The 16,124-nt window shown below is 71.2% G+C and carries 14 protein-coding genes; 7 read left to right on the top strand and 7 right to left on the bottom strand.

Going from position 1 to position 16,124, the window contains the following annotated elements; genetic code table 11:
* Positions 1-13: 13 nt before the first annotated feature.
* Genes FY549_RS10285 through FY549_RS10295 form a run of 3 tightly spaced genes read right to left on the bottom strand, consistent with a single transcriptional unit; the run spans position 14 to position 3,490 of the window.
* Positions 14-619 carry a hypothetical protein gene (locus FY549_RS10285; RefSeq protein ID WP_149084927.1) on the bottom strand — a complete coding sequence of 202 codons (606 nt, stop codon included), beginning with the start codon at positions 617-619 and terminating at the stop codon, positions 14-16.
* A 1-nt stretch (position 620) separates the two neighbouring features.
* A complete protein-coding gene (locus FY549_RS10290; RefSeq protein ID WP_149084928.1) occupies positions 621-1,583 on the bottom strand; it encodes a glycosyltransferase in 963 nt (320 codons plus the stop codon).
* Entirely contained in the window at positions 1,580-3,490 is a 1,911-nt protein-coding gene (locus FY549_RS10295; RefSeq protein WP_149084929.1) for a glycosyltransferase, read from the bottom strand. The genes FY549_RS10290 and FY549_RS10295 overlap by 4 nt, the downstream gene beginning before the upstream one ends.
* 147 nt (positions 3,491-3,637) lie before the next feature.
* Between FY549_RS10295 and galE the strand changes: the two genes are divergently transcribed.
* Entirely contained in the window at positions 3,638-4,627 is a 990-nt protein-coding gene (gene galE / locus FY549_RS10300) for a UDP-glucose 4-epimerase GalE (RefSeq protein WP_149084930.1), read from the top strand.
* 12 nt (positions 4,628-4,639) lie between these two features.
* Here the strand turns inward: galE and FY549_RS10305 are convergent, their stop codons facing one another.
* Complete coding sequence (locus FY549_RS10305) at positions 4,640-5,938, bottom strand: O-antigen ligase family protein (RefSeq protein ID WP_149084931.1); 1,299 nt, start codon at positions 5,936-5,938, stop codon at positions 4,640-4,642.
* The gene (locus FY549_RS10310; RefSeq protein WP_149084932.1) at positions 5,935-7,350 is read right to left on the bottom strand and encodes an O-antigen ligase family protein; all 1,416 of its coding nucleotides are present in this window, start codon (positions 7,348-7,350) and stop codon (positions 5,935-5,937) included. The genes FY549_RS10305 and FY549_RS10310 overlap by 4 nt, the downstream gene beginning before the upstream one ends.
* Positions 7,351-7,418: 68 nt before the next feature.
* On the opposite strand from FY549_RS10310, the gene manA reads away from it, so the two are divergent.
* The 4 genes from manA to FY549_RS10330 all read left to right on the top strand — a co-directional run bounded on the left by manA (position 7,419) and on the right by FY549_RS10330 (position 13,521).
* Positions 7,419-8,546 carry a mannose-6-phosphate isomerase, class I gene (manA, locus tag FY549_RS10315; protein WP_149084933.1) on the top strand — a complete coding sequence of 376 codons (1,128 nt, stop codon included), beginning with the start codon at positions 7,419-7,421 and terminating at the stop codon, positions 8,544-8,546.
* Between the two features lie 149 nt (positions 8,547-8,695).
* Positions 8,696-9,013 (top strand): WhiB family transcriptional regulator, encoded by a 318-nt coding sequence (locus FY549_RS10320; RefSeq protein WP_149084934.1) that lies wholly within the window; start codon positions 8,696-8,698, stop codon positions 9,011-9,013.
* Between the two features lie 84 nt (positions 9,014-9,097).
* Positions 9,098-12,142, top strand: coding sequence for a glycosyltransferase (locus FY549_RS10325; RefSeq protein ID WP_149084935.1), 3,045 nt, complete (start codon positions 9,098-9,100; stop codon positions 12,140-12,142).
* Positions 12,139-13,521 (top strand): DUF5719 family protein, encoded by a 1,383-nt coding sequence (locus FY549_RS10330; RefSeq protein ID WP_149084936.1) that lies wholly within the window; start codon positions 12,139-12,141, stop codon positions 13,519-13,521. Before FY549_RS10325 ends, FY549_RS10330 begins: the two co-directional genes overlap by 4 nt.
* A gap of 18 nt (positions 13,522-13,539) precedes the next feature.
* On the opposite strand, the gene FY549_RS10335 is transcribed toward FY549_RS10330, so the two are convergent.
* The gene (locus FY549_RS10335; protein ID WP_200838651.1) at positions 13,540-13,965 is read right to left on the bottom strand and encodes a metallopeptidase family protein; all 426 of its coding nucleotides are present in this window, start codon (positions 13,963-13,965) and stop codon (positions 13,540-13,542) included.
* Between the two features lie 77 nt (positions 13,966-14,042).
* Here FY549_RS10335 and FY549_RS10340 point away from each other — a divergent pair, with 77 nt between their 5' ends.
* Positions 14,043-14,249 carry a DUF3499 family protein gene (locus FY549_RS10340; protein ID WP_021199833.1) on the top strand — a complete coding sequence of 69 codons (207 nt, stop codon included), beginning with the start codon at positions 14,043-14,045 and terminating at the stop codon, positions 14,247-14,249.
* 49 nt (positions 14,250-14,298) lie between these two features.
* On the opposite strand, the gene FY549_RS10345 is transcribed toward FY549_RS10340, so the two are convergent.
* Complete coding sequence (locus tag FY549_RS10345; RefSeq protein WP_149084937.1) at positions 14,299-15,108, bottom strand: RDD family protein; 810 nt, start codon at positions 15,106-15,108, stop codon at positions 14,299-14,301.
* 16 nt (positions 15,109-15,124) lie between these two features.
* Here FY549_RS10345 and FY549_RS10350 point away from each other — a divergent pair, with 16 nt between their 5' ends.
* A complete protein-coding gene (locus FY549_RS10350; RefSeq protein ID WP_149084938.1) occupies positions 15,125-16,117 on the top strand; it encodes a stage II sporulation protein M in 993 nt (330 codons plus the stop codon).
* The last annotated feature ends 7 nt before the right edge of the window (positions 16,118-16,124 follow it).

Consider the following 16,124-nt stretch of genomic DNA (forward strand, 5'->3'; position numbering starts at 1 on the left):
CCGGCCCGGGGCGTCAGAGTCCGACGAGGTCGCGCAGGTCCGCCGCGGCGGAGCGTGCGCTGTCGATGGCTCCGGATACGCCGGACCCGCTCTCGATCGCTGAGCGCAGCGTCGTGAGCCGCTGGGCGTAGGTCTCCACGCCGGAGCGCCAGGAGTCCTGGATGGAGGACGGGGGCAGAGCGTCGCCGAGCCGCTGGGCGTCCTCCTGCAACGAGTCCACCACGGGGAGAGCATCCTGACCGCTCGCCCCGGCGATGATGTCGAGGCCGCGGTCGGCGGAGTTGAGCCATCCGGACACCTTGTCCCGGAAGACGTCGAGTGTGGGGTCCCCGACCGGTGGCGCCGTCGTGATCGGAGTGGGCTCCGGCGTCGAGGTCGCGGTCGCCGTAGGTGTCGGCGACGCCGTGGGCGTCGGCGTCTCGGACGGACCGGCAGTGGGCGACGGGCTCGCGCTCTCTGCGGGGTCCGGAGCGCCGTCGCGCGGGAGGAGGAAGAACAGCACGAGCCCGACGATCGCGAGCGCGGCGACGCTCAGCCCGACGATCAACCACACCCGGCCGGTGCGCTTCGGCGCGGGGGGAAGCGGGGCCCACCGCACCTCGGGCTGCGGCTCGTCCATCTCAGGCCTCCAGAGGGCTCATCGGCTCCCAGGTACGGTCGCGACCGATGCGGCCGCCGTCCCGGAGCCCGCGGAACAGGTTGCTCGTGCCGCGGACGGTGCGCTCCACGAAGACGAGCCGGATCAGCTCCTTGAAGAACGTGGCGGTCGTCCCGAGCCCGAAGAGCACCGGGTTGTAGACGCCGTGCACGCGGTAGTACTGCTTGATGAACGCGCGGTTGCGCATGATGTAGTAGCGGTAGGCGTTGCTCGAGGCGTTCATGTGCCGGATACCCATGTCCCACTGCCGGATCTCGCGCGTGCGGCGCAGCACGAACTCGTCGACGATGACCGCGGTGGTCAGGCGAGAGGCCAGCCAGCCGTACATCTGGTCGTCCCAGTAGATGAAGAAGCGGGGGTCGGGGAGACCGATCTGCTTCACGATCGAGCGGTGGATGAACATGCCCTCGAAGCAGCCGCTGTTCATCTCCTTGTAGCCCGAGGAGTCGAACCCCGCAGGGGCGAAGGGGATCGGGATGCCCATGCGTTCCGCGATACGGTACTGCCAGTAGAACTCGCTGCCGTCGTAGTCGTAGCGGCGACCCTGGATGCTCTTGAAGCGAGGCGCCCACGCACCCATCCGGGCGAGGCCGTCCGGAAGCACCTCGACGTCGTCGTCCATCATCCAGATCCACTCGGCGCCGAGGTCGTACGCCGTCCGCATGCCCTCGCTGAAACCGCCGGATCCTCCGGTGTTCACGTCGAGACGGCGATAGACGATCTCCGTGCCGATGTCGTCCCGGAACGACTCGACGACGTCGGTGGTGTCATCCGAGGACGCGTTGTCGATCACCACGACGCGGCCCGGCTTCGGGTCCATGGCGGTGATGCTCGTCAGCAGCCCGGACAGCAGGTGCGACCGGTTGAAGGTGACGATGACGATCGCCGTGCTCGCGGGATCGAACACGGGGGTGTCGACGGTCATGCCTTCTCCTCGAAGATCTGCTGCCAGGATTCGGGCGAGACCAGCTCCGGCAGCGCCTCGCGGTACTGACGCTGGAGCTCGGGCCACCGCCGTCGCAGCTCGGCGTGCAGCCGTACGGTGTCCCGCAGCATCCGACGGTACTTGGCGCGATCGCGCGTGTAGATGTTCTTCCCCGACCCGTCGGCGGCGCTGACGAGGGCGCTGTCGAAGTGCGGCACACGCCACCAATGGGCGTCCTCCTTGCCGAACTCGACCTCGGGCTGCGCGACGTTGGCCGGGTCCGGTCGGTGAAGCCAGTGCGACAGGAGCGTCGTCAGTGTGAAGATCCGCAGTCGCAGGCCGGTGGGGTTGTCGTACTGGTTCTTCGGAAGCTGCTTGTACACCTGCCGGCCGCGACGCGAGTGCAGCACCCGCGCCGGGTCGCGATGGATCACGGTCTCCGGATACTCCGCAGCCAGCGATCGCGCGGCGGGCATCGCCGTCGCGAGATTCCGACGCAGGTGATCCGGACCGGACAGGACGTCCCGAAGGGCGCGCGCGCGGAGAGCCACGGGGTAGTACTGCATCATCATGAGGTGCTTGAGGTCCACCCGTCGGCTGTGCACGATGAGGCGTCCGCCCCGAGGCGCGCCGGAGTGCAAGAGCCCCGCCACGATGCGGTTGCGCGCGTGGAAGTAGGCCTGCCAGTCGATGGAGTCGTCCTTGTTCACCCAGGAGACGTGCCAGAGGGCGACGCCAGGCATCGACACGGTCGGGAAACCTGCCTCGCCGGCACGCAGGCAGAACTCCGCGTCGTCCCACTTGATGAACGCCGGAAGCGAGAGTCCGACCTTCCGGACGGCGTCGAGGGGGATCAGGCACATCCACCAGCCGTTGTAGTCCGAGTCCATCCGCATGTGCAGCAGGGTGGATTGACGGAGGTTCGAGGCCCCGAAGTCGTGCGGCATCTTCTCCTGGTAGAGGTTGCGCCACATGAACGGGCCCTCGTCGACGACCTCGGCCCAGCCGTGAAGCTTCGGGCGATCGAGGAGGTCGAACATGTGTCCGCCGACGAGCACGGGGGTCGTGGCATACTGCCCGAAGACGATGGAGCGGCGCAAGGATTCCGGCTCGATGCGGACGTCGTCGTCGAGGAGCTGCACGAAGTCGCTCTCCGGGCGCTTCAGGGTCTCGTGCATCGCGCGGGCGAAGCCGCCCGACCCGCCGAGGTTGCCCTGACGGATGACCTGCAGGGTCTCTCCGAGACGCTCGGCGACCTCCGCATAGCCGTCCTGGTCCGCGACGAGCTGGGTGCCCTGGTCGACGAGGAAGATGCGGTCGACGAACTCCAGCGCGTCGGGGGAGGCCGCCAGGGCCCGCAGCGTCTCGACGCAGTAGTCCGGCTTGTTGTAGGTCGTGATGCCGAGCGAGGCCTTGCCCGTCCGCGCGGGCTCATGCTCGGTGGTCCATTCGGCGCCCTCGAGGACCGCGGGCTTCTCGTCGGCCACGATGTCGAACCAGATCCAGCCGCCGTCGCTGTACTGGGTGAGGTCGAGGTCGAACGACGTCGTCGCCTCGCCGGTGACCTCTCGGGTGGCGACGCGCTGGCGCACGCCCGAGCCGTTGGAGCGGTAGACGAGGATCGTGGCGGGGCCCGTCGTCCGGACGGTGAGCTGCACCTCGCGCACGCTCGTCCAGTGCTGCCAGTACGAGGCGGGGAAGGCGTTGAAGTAGGTGCCGAGCGAGACTCGACGGCCGGCCACGATCCTGGCGCGGTGCCGGCCCAGGATGTTTCCGAGATGGGCGCGACTGGAGACGCGGACGGGTTCGTCCTCGATCACGGACCACGTCTCCGGATCGGCGTACAGCGGGAGCAGGTCGGGGTCGCGATCGAGCGGGAAGACGACGTTCTGAAGGACGTGGGCCACAGGGAGGTTCTCCGTTGTTGGTGCCGCGGCCGCTGCCGGTGGGCAGCGCGGGACTCGACGAGCAGTGAGTAGCCTACCGGTGGTCGGCTTCGGATCTGCGGAGAGCCGTACCGGGGGCGTTCAGCGTCCCTGGCTAGACTGGCCGCGATGAAGGTACTGATCACCGGTGGAGCCGGCTATATCGGATCGACTGTGGCGACGGCGTGCATCGAGGCCGGGATCGAGGTGGTCGTGCTCGACGACCTCTCCACGGGCCTCGCCGCTTTCGGCGAGGGACGCCAGCTCTACGTCGGCGACATCGCCGACGCCGGCGTCCTCGACCGGCTTCTCGCGGACCACCCGGACATCGACGCGGTGGTGCACTGCGCCGCGCGCATCGTCGTCCCCGACTCCGTCGCCGATCCCCTCGGCTACTACGACAGCAACGTCGGCAAGACGATCACCCTCCTCCGCCGTCTCCGCGACGCCGGCATCGGGCGCATCGTGTTCAGTTCCTCCGCGTCGATCTATGCGGGGGAGACGGGTGACGGGGTCGACGAGAGCGGCCGGCTCGCCCCGTCCAGCCCCTACGCGGCCACCAAGGCGATGGTCGAGCAGATCCTCGCCGATGCCGCCGCGGCCGGCGACTTCCGGGCCATCGCGCTCCGCTACTTCAACCCGATCGGCGCGGACCCGCAGCTGCGCACCGGACTGCAGAACCCCACGCCTTCCCACGCGCTCGGCAAGATCATGCAGGCGCGGGCGGCCGGGGAGGCGTTCATGATCACCGGCACCGACTGGGCGACCCGCGACGGGTCCGGACTGCGGGACTACATCCACGTCTGGGACCTCGCGCTCGCGCACGTCGCGGCGGTCACCCGGTTCGACGAGGTGGCGACCGTGGCCGATCCGTACCAGGTGATCAACCTCGGCACCGGCGACGGGGTGACCGTGCGCGAGCTCGTGCAGGCCTTCGAGCGCGTGACCGGCGCGCCGTTGCCGGTCGTGGAGACGGGTCGCCGCCCGGGGGACCAGGCCGGGGCCTACGCGATCGTGGACCGCGCCCGCGAGGTGCTCGGCTGGCGCGCGGAGCGTTCCGTCGACGACGGCGTCCGCGATGCGCTCGCGTGGGCCGAGAAGCTCCCCACCGTCCGCTGAGATCGGTTCCGGTCACTCCTGCGGACGCAGGGTGGGGATGGCCCCCGTGTGCGCGGCGTCGATGTTCTCCCGCCACGATCGGGACTGGCCCGCGCGTAGCGCGCACAGCACGAGCAGGAACCACCCCGCGCCGACGAGCGTGAAGCTCTCGAACATCGAGTCGACCGCGAGCGTCACGAGCGTGATCGGCGTCCATGCGTAGACGACCGACCGGCGGACGCTCGCGACGAGCCAGGAACGGATCAGCGCGATGCCGCCCAGCAACAGGAAGAGCACGAGCCCGGCGGCGCCGAGCTGCAGCAGCACGTCGAAGAAGGCGTTCAGCGCGCTCTGGTGGCGGTCGTCGAGCTGGAAGTTGATGAAGGTGAACGGGTACTCGCCGCGGACCCAGTCGCCGAACCATCCCCACCCGGTGATGGGCTTCACGGCGACGAAGTCGAGGATCATGTTCCACAGCTCTGCCCGCATGGAGAAGTCGGAGCCGGCGTCCAGGAGGGCGATGATCTGGTGCCGCAGCGCGAACGCGACGGCGAGGGCGACGGCGACGAGAGCACCCAGCGTCCACTGGACGAGGTTGCGGCGGGCTGGTGCCGCGTGGCGGACGATGGTCAGGGCGATCGTCACGATGCCCACCGCGACGGCGAGGACCAGCACGGTCGGTGAGGCGGAGAGGAACGCGAGACCGCCGGCGAGCGCGACCGAGACCACGGCGAGCGGCGGGTCGACCGACTGCGTCCGCCATTCGATGACGAAGGTGATCAAGGCGACCACGGCGATGAATCCGAGCATGTTGCGGCTGCCGAAAAGCCCCTGGACCGGGCCGCCGACGGCGAGGTTCCCCTGGATGTCCAGGAACGCGAACGGGAGGTCGAGGAGGATCCCCGAGAGGATCTCCACGCCGAGGGAAGCGCCGAGCAGCACGCGCAGGGTGTCTCCCAAAGCGCGGACGGTCTGCAGCGTGTCGCGGATGTGCCCGATGGTGATGGCGAGGAAGGCATAGCCGAAGAGGGACAGCCACCCCAGGACCGTGTCGGAGCGGTCGGTGGTCCACAGCAGGCTCACGAGCGCCCACCCGAGGAACGCGAGCAGCGACGACGGGGCGATGCGCAGCGGGGACAGCTCCTCCCTGCGCACCCAGAGGATCGCGGCCCCGAGGAGGCACAGCACGGTGATGACGGTGGCGAGGGTGACGGCCGACGTCATCCGCTCGATCGCGAAGGACCCGAACACCGCGGTCAGGGCCGCGAGCGTGAACGCCCGAGCCATCTCCGCCGAGCCGAGCAGACGGGGGAGGGGAAGCACCGACGTCACGGCACCCGCCGTGGGGCCGTGCCGCGCTCGAACACGAGGTCGCGTTCGCCGACCCCGACGAGCGGCACGGACTTGAGCTTGAACGACAGGAGGACCAGGAGCAGCCACCCCCAGAGCATGATCGGGGTGGACTCGGTGAGCCCCTGCACCAGCAGCACCACGGTGAACAGGCTCGGCAGCAGGGTGAGCGGGGAGTACGGGCGTTGCGCGTCGAGATCCCAGCGCGGCCGGTCCACGGCGAAGAACCAGGAGCGCCAGAGCAGGCTGCCGTATGCGACGGCCATCAGCACCAGACCGAGGACGCCGAGCTGGAGCAGCACGTCCAGCCACATGTTGTGCGCGTGGAACACCGTGATCCCATGGTCGACGATCCAGCCGTCGAAGGCCGGGTCGGTGGGCACCCAGGGACTGGAGAACCCGTTCCCGACGATCGGATGGTCGCCGACGCGCTCCAGGACCTTCGCCCAGATCTTGTTCGAGCGGCCGGTGAGGTCGGCGCTGCGCCCCAGAAGGCCGAGGAGCGGGTCGCGCAGCAGCCAGAGCGCGAGAACGCCGAGCACGGTCGTCCCGATCGCGACGACGTAGATCCGCGTGCGCGCGCTCGGCGTCGCGGCACGGCGCATCAGCAGGGCGACGACGAGGACGACGGCGGCCGCTCCGGCGCACACGAGCGCGGTGGCGGACGCCGTGCGGAAGAGGAAATATGCCGCCAGCAGCATCCACAGGGCGAGGGTCGTCCGCCACCGCGCCTTGGCGGCGAAGAGCACCCCGAACGTGATCAGGGCGAACAGCGAGACGATCCCGAGCAGGTTCGCGTTGCCCACGATTCCCTGGATGCGTCCCCCGTCGAAGAGGTTGTCCCGAACCCAGTACCACTGCGGATCGATGTCGCCGTCCGGCAGGTCGACGAAGTTCGGCAGGAGCGGACCGTGGAGAACGAGCGAGACCCACAGCTCGAGAGCGAGGGAGAGACCGAGGATCCACTTGAAGGCCGACGACAGGGCGCGGACGATCTCGTGCCACGTGAGCACGTGGGCGATGAACAGCCCGTTCGTGGTCACAGCCGCGAGGAGCACACCCGTGGCGACCGTCGGGACACGCCACTGCGACCAGGCGACGGAGAGGAGGGCGAGCGCGGTGTAGCCGAGAGCCGCCCACGGCAGTCGCCGCCAGCGGAAGGGCTGCGGCCGGTTCCGTGCGAGCATCGGGATGCCGATCGCCAGAGTCGCCGCGGTGAAGAGTGCGAGAACGATCGCGGCGCCGACCTCGCCGAGGAGGTTGTAGACCGCCGAGTGCGCGAACGCCACGAAGAGGACCATGATGGCGTACCCGCGCAGCAGGAGATGCCCCGTGGACTCGCGCTCGGGCGCGGTGGGCGGGGCGGCGACCGGGTGCTTGGTGTACTGGGCCATCGCGACTCAGGCTACCTCGACGCACGAGGATCCGACCTGTGGGTCGCCCGGGCCCTACGCTGGGGGGCATGCTGCGCCGCCTCACCAATGTGCCCAGGGACTATGCCTGGGGGTCGCCGTCCCTCCTCGCCGAGCTGGAAGGGCGCACCCCGACGGGAGCGCCGGAAGCAGAGGTGTGGTTCGGCGACCATCCCGGCGACCCGGCGGATGTCGCCGGCGGGGGGACTCTGGACGAGGTGACCGGAGGCACCCTGCCGTACCTGCTCAAGCTGCTCGCGGCAGGACGCCCGTTGTCCATCCAGGTGCACCCGACCAAGGAGCAGGCGCAGGACGGATGGGCGCGCGAGAGCGCTCTGCCGCTCGACGACCCGCGACGCAACTATCGCGACGACAACCACAAACCCGAGCTCATCGTCGCCCTCAGCGACCGGTTCGAGTCGCTCAGCGGTCTGCGACCGGTCGCCGACACCCTGCGCCTGCTCGACGCACTCGACGCCGTCCCCGGCGTGCAGGCCCTGCGGGAACGTCTGACCGGTGACGGTGACCCGCTCGGCAGCGCGATCGGCTGGCTGCTCGGCGGTGAGGCTCAGCGCGAGGTCGACGAGATCATCGCCGCCGTCGTCGACGCGGCCCGGGGTTCGGCGGGCGACGAGTACCCCGCACTCCGGGCGGTCGCCGCGATCGCCGAGACGTCGCCGGGGGATCCCGGAGTCGTCGTCGCGCTGCTCATGAACCACCTCGTGCTGCGCCGCGGTGAGGGCGTCTTCCTCCGGGCGGGCCTGCTGCACGCCTACCTCTCGGGTCTCGGGGTGGAGATCATGGCGGCGAGCGACAACGTGCTGCGCGGGGGCCTCACGCCCAAGCGCATCGATGTGCCCGAGCTGCTCGCCGTGCTGGACACCGCCCCCGCGGAGGTCCCGGTGCTGCGCCCAGCGGGCGGTGGGAGTGTCACGGCGTATCCCGTCCCCGTCCCCGACTTCGCCCTCCGACGGGTCAGCCTGGATGAAGGGCCGGTGCGGCTCGACGTGGCCGGTCCCACGATGGTGCTCGCCACGGCCGGCGAGGTCTGCGTCGAGACGGTGTCCGGCGAGCAGCTCGCCGTTCCGGTGGGGGCAGCCGCGTTCGCCACCGCCGACGAGCGCGCCCTCACGCTCTCCGGCACGGGCGAGGCGTTCGTCGCGACACCGGGCCACTGATCGGGCGCGACACGCCGTGAGTCGTGCATGAACCTTCAAGAGTCGCTTGAGGGTTTACGATCCGCGACTTGACCCGGATGAATGACACGGGTGTAATTAGGTGAGCACGGCCCGCCAGGGGGGCGGTTTTTGAAGGGTTGGAGGTCGAGATGACGGGATACCGTTCCGATGTGCCGGAGAACTGGTTCGTCGATCCGGTCAACCTCGGTGTCCCCGGGGTCCGCCGGTCCGACCCGGACGATGACAACGCCCTCGCGTGGCAGAGCGACGCGCTGTGCTCGCAGACGGACCCGGAGGCCTTCTTCCCGGAGAAGGGTGGCTCCACGCGGGACGCGAAGCGCATCTGCACCGCGTGCGACGTCCGCGGTGAATGCCTCGAGTACGCACTGGCCAACGACGAACGCTTCGGCATCTGGGGCGGCCTCTCCGAGCGCGAGCGCCGCAAGCTCAAGCGCCGCGCGAGCTGAGAGCTCTCTTCGAGGCGCGGCTTCGCGGGCGCGCCGGGAGCGGTGACGTGACGGGCACGGCGGCGCGCATAGGCTGACCACGTCATGCCAGCCCGAGTTCATGCCCTCATCGTCGCGCGCTCCGGAGCCTCCGCCCGCGCCCAGCTCCTCCGCACGCTCGACGCCGTCCGCTCGCAGACCGTCCCCCCCGCGGCGGTCACCCTGATCCTGTGCGGCGACGCCACCACCGCTCGCGAAAGCGAGGCCGTCGCCGCCACCGTCGAGGGCATCATCGAGGCGCGGTCCTCGACCTCGTTCGCCGACGCCATCGACCTCGCCCGCCCCCGTGTCGCCGACGGATCCGCGATCTGGATCCTCGCGCAGGACACGGCGCCGCATCCCCGCGCCCTGGAGCGGCTCACCGGCATGCTGGAGCGTTCGCCGTCCGCCGCGATCGTGGCTCCGAAGCTCGTGGCCACGGACAACGATCGCGAGATCGTGTCGCTCGGAGTGAGCATGACCACCTTCGGCCGCGCGGTGGAGCTCGCGGCCGGCGAGTTGGACCAAGGGCAGCACGACCGGATGGACGACGCCCTCGGTGCCGATATCCGGGGCATGCTCATCCGCGGCGAGGTCCGTGACGCCCTGCGGCCCGATCCCGCGCTGGCCGGCGCGGACGAAGGCCTCGACCTCGGAGTCCGCGCCCGACTCGGGGGCGGACGGGTGGTGCTCGCTCCGGCGGCCAGGGTCTCGGCCGCACCGGACGGCCCGGCCGCCCTCCCGTCTGGTCGATCCCGCCGGGCCTTCGTCACCCGGCTGGCCCAACTGCACCGGCGCCTCGCCTATGCGCCCGCCGCCGCGGTGCCGTTGCACTGGCTCACGTTCCTGCCGCTGGCTCTCTGGCGCTCGATCACGCACCTGATCGGCAAGCGCCCCGAAGCCGTCCTCCCGGAGTGGGGCGCGGCCCTGACAGCGATGGTCCGGTTCGGCGCCGTCGCGAGGTCGCGCTCCCGGATCCGCTCCTTCCGGTCCTCCACCTGGGCCAGCATCGCCCCGCTGCGCGTCACTCCCTCCCAGCTGCGACGTCGCCTCGACGACGGGCACGGCAGCGAGCACGGCGCTGTCAGCGAGCTCCGCTTCTTCTCGGGCGGCGGCGCCTGGGCCGTGCTGGCCGCGCTCGTCGTCAGCATCGCGTCCTTCACCACGCTTCTCGCCTGGCCGGCGCTCGGAGGGGGAGGACTCCTGCCGCTGCGCGAGACCGTGGGCGCACTGTGGGAGGACGCGGCGTGGGGGCTGCGCGGGCTCGGTGTCGACCTCGTGGGTCCGGCGGATCCTTTCGCTGCGATCGTCGCCGTGCTCGGTTCGCTGTGGCCGGGGGCGCCCTCGTTCGCGATGGTCCTGTTGTGGATCCTCGCCCTGCCGCTGGCGGTGCTGGGGGGCTGGTTCGCGGCGACACGAGTCACCGACCGGGCCGGTCTCCGGATCTTCGCGGGCATCGCCTGGGCGCTCGCGCCCACCTTCCTCACTGCGCTCGTCGACGGACGGCCGGCAGCCGTGCTCGTGCACCTCCTCCTGCCCTGGCTGTTCCACAGCGCCGTCGTCGCGCACCGTTCGTGGGGTGCGGCCGGCAGTGCGTCACTGATCCTCGCCGCCGTCGTCGCCTGCGCGCCCGTCCTCGCCCCCGCCCTCGCCCTGCTGTGGGTGGTCGCGTTGGGAATCGTGCTCGGTACGGCACAGTTCCGCGGGGCCGGCCGACTCCTCTGGTTGCCGCTTCCGACCGTGCTGTTGTTCGCGCCGCTGGCGTTCTGGCAGTTCGCCCACGGCACACCGCTCGGTCTTTTCGGCGACCCCGGCCTGGTCTGGCCGGGCCCGCAGGCCGCGGCCGATGCGGCTGGGCGTCTCGCCATCGCCACCGGTTTCCCGACGGCGGACCTGGCCGGGTGGGCGACGGTCGTCCCCGGAGCCTGGGCCGCCCTGCTCGGTGCTCCGCTCGCCCTGCTCGCGCTGGGTTCCGCCGTGTCGCCGCGCTGGCGGGCCGGCATCACGCTCCTGATCGTCGCGCTGGCCGGACTCGCGACCGCTTTCCTCGCCGTGGGTATCAGCGTGTCCTTCGCGCAGGGTGTCGCCGTGCCGATCTGGCCCGGCACCGGCTTGAGTCTCGCCTGGATCGGCGTCGTCGGCGCGGCCACCGTCACGCTCGACACGGCCCTGACGCTGCCCCGCCTGCGTCTCCTCGCCACCGGAGTGACGGCCGCGGCGCTCGTGGCCTGCGCCGTCCCCGCGCTCACCGCCTTCCACGCCGACCGCTCCACGCTGACGAACGGCCCCGAGTCGACGCTTCCCGCCTACGTGCGCGCGCAGGCGGCCGGTGATCGTCCGGTCTCCACTCTCATCCTCACCCCGCAGAACGACGGAGGTCTCGCCGTCGAGGTGGTCCGCGGCGCCAGCGAGACCCTGGGAGCACAGACCACGATGCTGTCGACGGCCGTCGAGCCGCAGGGACGCGACGTCTCCACTCTCGCGGTCGACCTCATCTCCGCCAGAGACTTCGACGCGCCCGCCCAGCTGCTCGGCGAGGGCATCAGCTACGTGCTCCTCGCCGAGGTTCCGGGTGAGGGTGATCGGGCCCGCAGCCTGCGCACGGCGTCCATCGCGGCGATCGACCAGCGGGCGGGGCTCGTGCAGGCCGGGTCGACGGACCGCGGCGTCCTCTGGCGCCTCGAAGGGGAGCCCACGGCCCCCGCATCGCTGACCGGGACGCAGGAGGGCACGGCACGGTTCGTCGTGACGCTGCAGCTCCTCGTCGTGCTGGCGGCGCTTCTGCTGTCGATCCCGACGCGTGCGTCGCGCCGGGCAGCCCGAGCGCAGTCGCGCATCGTCGGACGGGCTCCGGAAGAGCCCCTGGTGCTGCCTCGTCACGCCGAGGACCGCGAGCCGGAGGCGACGGTCGACCCGCCCGTCGGCACCGTGGAGGACCCGCAGGACGAGCCCGCTCTCCGCGACGAAGCGCTCGCCCCGATCGCGGACGCGGACCCCGACGCCGCCGCTGAGCCTCAGAGCCCGACGGCGGACCAGGACACCCCCGACCCGGACGGGGGCGCGACTGCCGGCCCCGAGGGGAACGCCCACACCGAGGAGGACGACCGATGACGGGTCATCGCGCATTCCGCGTCGCCGCGACCGGCGCTCGCGTCGCCACCGGGGTCGTCGTCGCGGCGGCCTGCGTGCTCGGCGTGGCGACCGCCGTGCACGCCCCGTGGCCGACGGTGACGCAGGAGCCGGCACAAGAGCAGGTGACCCCGCTGCCCGGAGACAGCGTTCTGGTGTGTGCGGGCGACTTCCGTGCGCTCGGACGCAACTCGGCCTCGCCGTCGGAGATGCGCGCGGCGGCGACCCCCGAGCTGACGACGGGCGGCACGAGCGGAGAGCCGTCGCAGGCAGGGCTTGCCGTCCCCGATCTCGTGGACGGCAACGAGGTACCGGTGCTGACGGGAGCCGTCGACGGTCGTACCGCCCCCCTGATCGCCGGAGCCGAGTCGTCCACCCTCGCTGCGGAGGACCTCGCCGGGTTCGCGGCCGCGCCCTGCGGCGTGCCCCGGCTGGAGTCCTGGGTGGTCGGCGGAACGGTCGGGACCGGTGCCGAGGACGTCGTTCTCCTCGCGAACGCGTCCGATGTCCCGGCGACCGTCACCCTCGCCGTCTATGGGACGGCCCGAGGCGGGCGCACCGTGATCGTCCCCGCGCGCACCCAGACGGCGCTGCCGCTCACGTCCATCGCGGCGGGGAACGACGTCCCGGTGGTCAAGGTGAGCGCCGTCGGCGCGCCCGTCCGTGCCGTGCTGCAGTCCGCGCTCGTACAGGTCCTCGACCCGGTGGGGGCGGACCAGCAGGAGGCCGTGCCGGGACCTCAGCAGCACGTGGTCCTTCCGGGCGTCCAGACCTTCGCGGCGGAGGGCGACCAGGGTGACATGACCGTGCTGCGCCTGCTCGCCCCCGGAGCCGACGCTGTGGCCGATGTCCGCGTGATCGCGGAGGGCGGGGGTTCCGACGTCGACGAGTTCACGGTGCCGCTGACCGCCGACGAGCCGGCGCAGGTCTCGCTCAGTGATCTCGAGCCGGGAACCTACACCGTGGAGATCGTGGCCGACGCGCCGGTCGTCGCCGGTGTGCGCCAGCAGGACGGCTTCGGCGCGGGCTCCGACTTCGCCTGGGTGACGCCCGCTCCCCAGATCGATGCCGAGGTCGCCTTCGCGGTGCCCTCCGGGCCGTCGGCGCGGCTGTTGCTCGCCAACACCTCCGACGAGGAGACCACCGTCGCGCTCACGACGATCGACGGCGGTGCCCCCGACGAGATCGTGGTTCCTGCGGGCGAGACCCGGGGCGTCGACGTGGCGGGCGATGCGACCTACCTCCTCCGTCCGTCGGGGGAGGTGCACGCCGCGGTCGCGATGACCGCGGCCGGCGCCTTGGCCGTCCTGCCCGTGCCTCCGTCACCCGGGGTGGAGGCCTCGATCACCGTCTACCCCTGAGCCCGGCCGGAGCCGACGTCAGTGCCCGTGGCCCAGATCCCAGGGCTCGCGACCGACGTATTCCGCCGCGGCGCGGAACACCGCGCTCTCGATCGCCATTCGGCGGTGGGCGGCGTCGTCGTGCCCCGGTGGAAGCAGCCTCTCGATCGGGATGCGGAAGAGGACGATCCTGTGCCGGTCGCGGTCGAGATGCCAGCGCGGCACCTCGCCATCGGCGTCGAAGGCGGGGAGTGCACCGATCTCGAACCGTACGTCCTGGAGTTCCGGCCACGTGCCGCGGAGGAACTCGACCGCCGTGCCGACCGTCAGGTCGAAGCGGTCGATGCGGCCGTCCAGTGGTGCGAGCGGTGGCTTGACGACCTCGCTGCGCCCGAGGCGTCCGTGTCGTCCGTGCCGGGCGCCGCGGCGGGCGGCGGAGGCAGGGGCGGAACGGCGACGGGGCATGCCGAAAGTCTAGGCGCTGCGGGTGCTCCCGGCGCGGCACCGCCGCCGTCGCCGCGCGCAGCCGTACGCTGACGGAGATGGACGGACGACTGTGCTCGAAGGTCGGCTGCGCGCGAGAAGCCGTGGCCACGCTGACGTATGACTACGGCGACCAGATGGCCGCGCTCGGACCGCTGGGAGCGGCGAACGATCCGCAGGCGCATGACCTGTGTTCGCCGCACGCCGATCGACTCTCGGTCCCCGCGGGATGGCTGGTCGTGCGCCACGAGGCCCTGCGCGCCTGATCGGCCATCGTCCTCGACGACGATGGGGCGGCTCGCGTGACGGCGGTCGTCAGACGCCCAGCCGGCGACCCGTCAGCCGTTCGGCGCGACGGTCCGCGTTCTCCAGCGCCCGCCGTTCGCGTTGCCTCCGCAGAGCGGTGATCCCGACCAGCACGAGCTCCGGCGGTGCGGCAGGGACGGGTGAGACGAAAGGCGCCGCCTCCGTCAGCAGGTCGTGTGCGACGCGCTCCCGCGCGGCCGGGAGCATACGCGGAGCGCTCACGAGGAACTGCGAGATGCGGCGGGCCAGGCGGTCGGGGAGGCGGGCGACATCGGCGACCTGCGCCCAGCCGGTCAACGCGGGCGGCAGCGTCGGCGGCAGCGTCACGAGTGCGGGGGTGCGCACGCGCTGGCTGTACGTGCCGGCGACGAGGTCGCCGAGGCGCTGGGATCGAGACGTGAACGCCCCGACGAGGACCGCGAGCCCGCCGAAGGTGAGGTAGATCTCGAGCACGCCGAGCAAGGCGCGGATGAAGGCGTGCCGGAATCCCGCCGCCCCGCCGTCCACGCGCACGATCCGACCACCGACGGCGAGTTTCCCCAGGCTGCGCCCCTTCAGCGCCACCTCCATCGTGATCGGCAGGATCACGAAGCTGATGACGAGGGAGGCGACGAGGGCGATGCGGTCGGTGGCCTCGTCGAGCACGCCGATGTCGAGCAACCAGATGCGGAGGAAGAGCGACCCGACGAAAACGGCGTAGCCGAGGAGCATGTCGATGACCGCACCGGCCGCACGGAGGAGGAAGCCCACGGGCCGAACATCGATCGCGACCGCCTCGCCGGAGAGGACCTCGTCGGAGGCGTCGATCTGCGCGGACATGAGTACAGTAAATCAGGTGGATGCCGATGCCCTCACCGACGCGCGCCGGTCCGAGTGGGAGCGGCTGGACGCCCTCAGCCGGGCCCGTTTGGACGGTGCCGGCGTCGACGAGTTGATCGTGCGATACCGCGCGGCCTCCGCCGACCTGGCCGAGCTGAAGACGTCCGTCGGTGAGTCGCCGCAGGGTGCGTACCTCTCGACGATCCTGGTGCGCGCGCGGCTCCGCCTCACCGGGGCTTCGGACAGCATCCTCGCCCAGACGTCACGCTTCTTCCGGCTGCAGCTGCCCGCGGCGCTCTACCGGTTGCGTCGGACCACCCTCGTCATCGCGCTCGCGTTCATCGCGGTCGCCGTCGGCACCGCGGCCTGGATCGCGGGGGACCCGGCGCTGATCGCCACCCTGGGGCCTCCGGACGCCCTGGAGCAGTACGCCGACGAGAGCTTCACGGGGTACTACACGGAGAACCCCGCTGCGGTGTTCATGGGAATGGTGTGGACGAACAACGCCTGGATCGCGATGCAATGCGTCCTGTTCGGGGTGACCGGGATCTGGCCCGTCTCCATGCTCGTGCAGAACGCGATGGGTCTCGGCACCTCAGGGGCGGTCATGGCCGTCCACGACAAGGCCGATCTCATGGTGCTGTACATCCTGCCGCACGGCATGCTCGAGATGACGTGCATCTTCGTCGCCGCGGCTGCCGGGCTGCACATGTTCTGGGCTTGGGTGGCGCCAGGGCATCGCTCCCGCGGCGAGGCACTCGCGGAGGAGGGCAGGGCGCTCGCCACCGTCGCCCTGGGGCTGGTGTTCGCGCTGTTCCTCTCGGGCCTCGTCGAGGGATTCGTGACGGGATGGGCGTTGCCCTGGCCGGTCAAGATCGGCATCGGCGGCGCGGCGCTCGCGGTCTTCCTCATCTACATGCTCGTGGTCGGGCGGCGCGCGTACCGGCGCGGTGAGACCGGCGATCTCCTCGAGTACGAATCCGGGACCCCGCGGCTCGTCGCGGGCTGAACCGCAC

The sequence above is a fragment of the Microbacterium sp. 1S1 genome, from assembly GCF_008271365.1.
GTDB lineage: Bacteria > Actinomycetota > Actinomycetes > Actinomycetales > Microbacteriaceae > Microbacterium.

Coding starts and splice junctions, on each gene's coding strand:
- FY549_RS10285 (WP_149084927.1), bottom strand. CDS start 619: ATGGACGAGCCGCAGCCCGAGGTGCGGTGGGCCCCGCTTCCCCCCGCG.
- FY549_RS10290 (WP_149084928.1), bottom strand. CDS start 1,583: ATGACCGTCGACACCCCCGTGTTCGATCCCGCGAGCACGGCGATCGTC.
- galE (WP_149084930.1), top strand. CDS start 3,638: ATGAAGGTACTGATCACCGGTGGAGCCGGCTATATCGGATCGACTGTG.
- FY549_RS10310 (WP_149084932.1), bottom strand. CDS start 7,350: ATGGCCCAGTACACCAAGCACCCGGTCGCCGCCCCGCCCACCGCGCCC.
- manA (WP_149084933.1), top strand. CDS start 7,419: ATGCTGCGCCGCCTCACCAATGTGCCCAGGGACTATGCCTGGGGGTCG.
- FY549_RS10320 (WP_149084934.1), top strand. CDS start 8,696: ATGACGGGATACCGTTCCGATGTGCCGGAGAACTGGTTCGTCGATCCG.
- FY549_RS10325 (WP_149084935.1), top strand. CDS start 9,098: ATGCCAGCCCGAGTTCATGCCCTCATCGTCGCGCGCTCCGGAGCCTCC.
- FY549_RS10330 (WP_149084936.1), top strand. CDS start 12,139: ATGACGGGTCATCGCGCATTCCGCGTCGCCGCGACCGGCGCTCGCGTC.
- FY549_RS10335 (WP_200838651.1), bottom strand. CDS start 13,965: ATGCCCCGTCGCCGTTCCGCCCCTGCCTCCGCCGCCCGCCGCGGCGCC.
- FY549_RS10340 (WP_021199833.1), top strand. CDS start 14,043: ATGGACGGACGACTGTGCTCGAAGGTCGGCTGCGCGCGAGAAGCCGTG.
- FY549_RS10345 (WP_149084937.1), bottom strand. CDS start 15,108: ATGTCCGCGCAGATCGACGCCTCCGACGAGGTCCTCTCCGGCGAGGCG.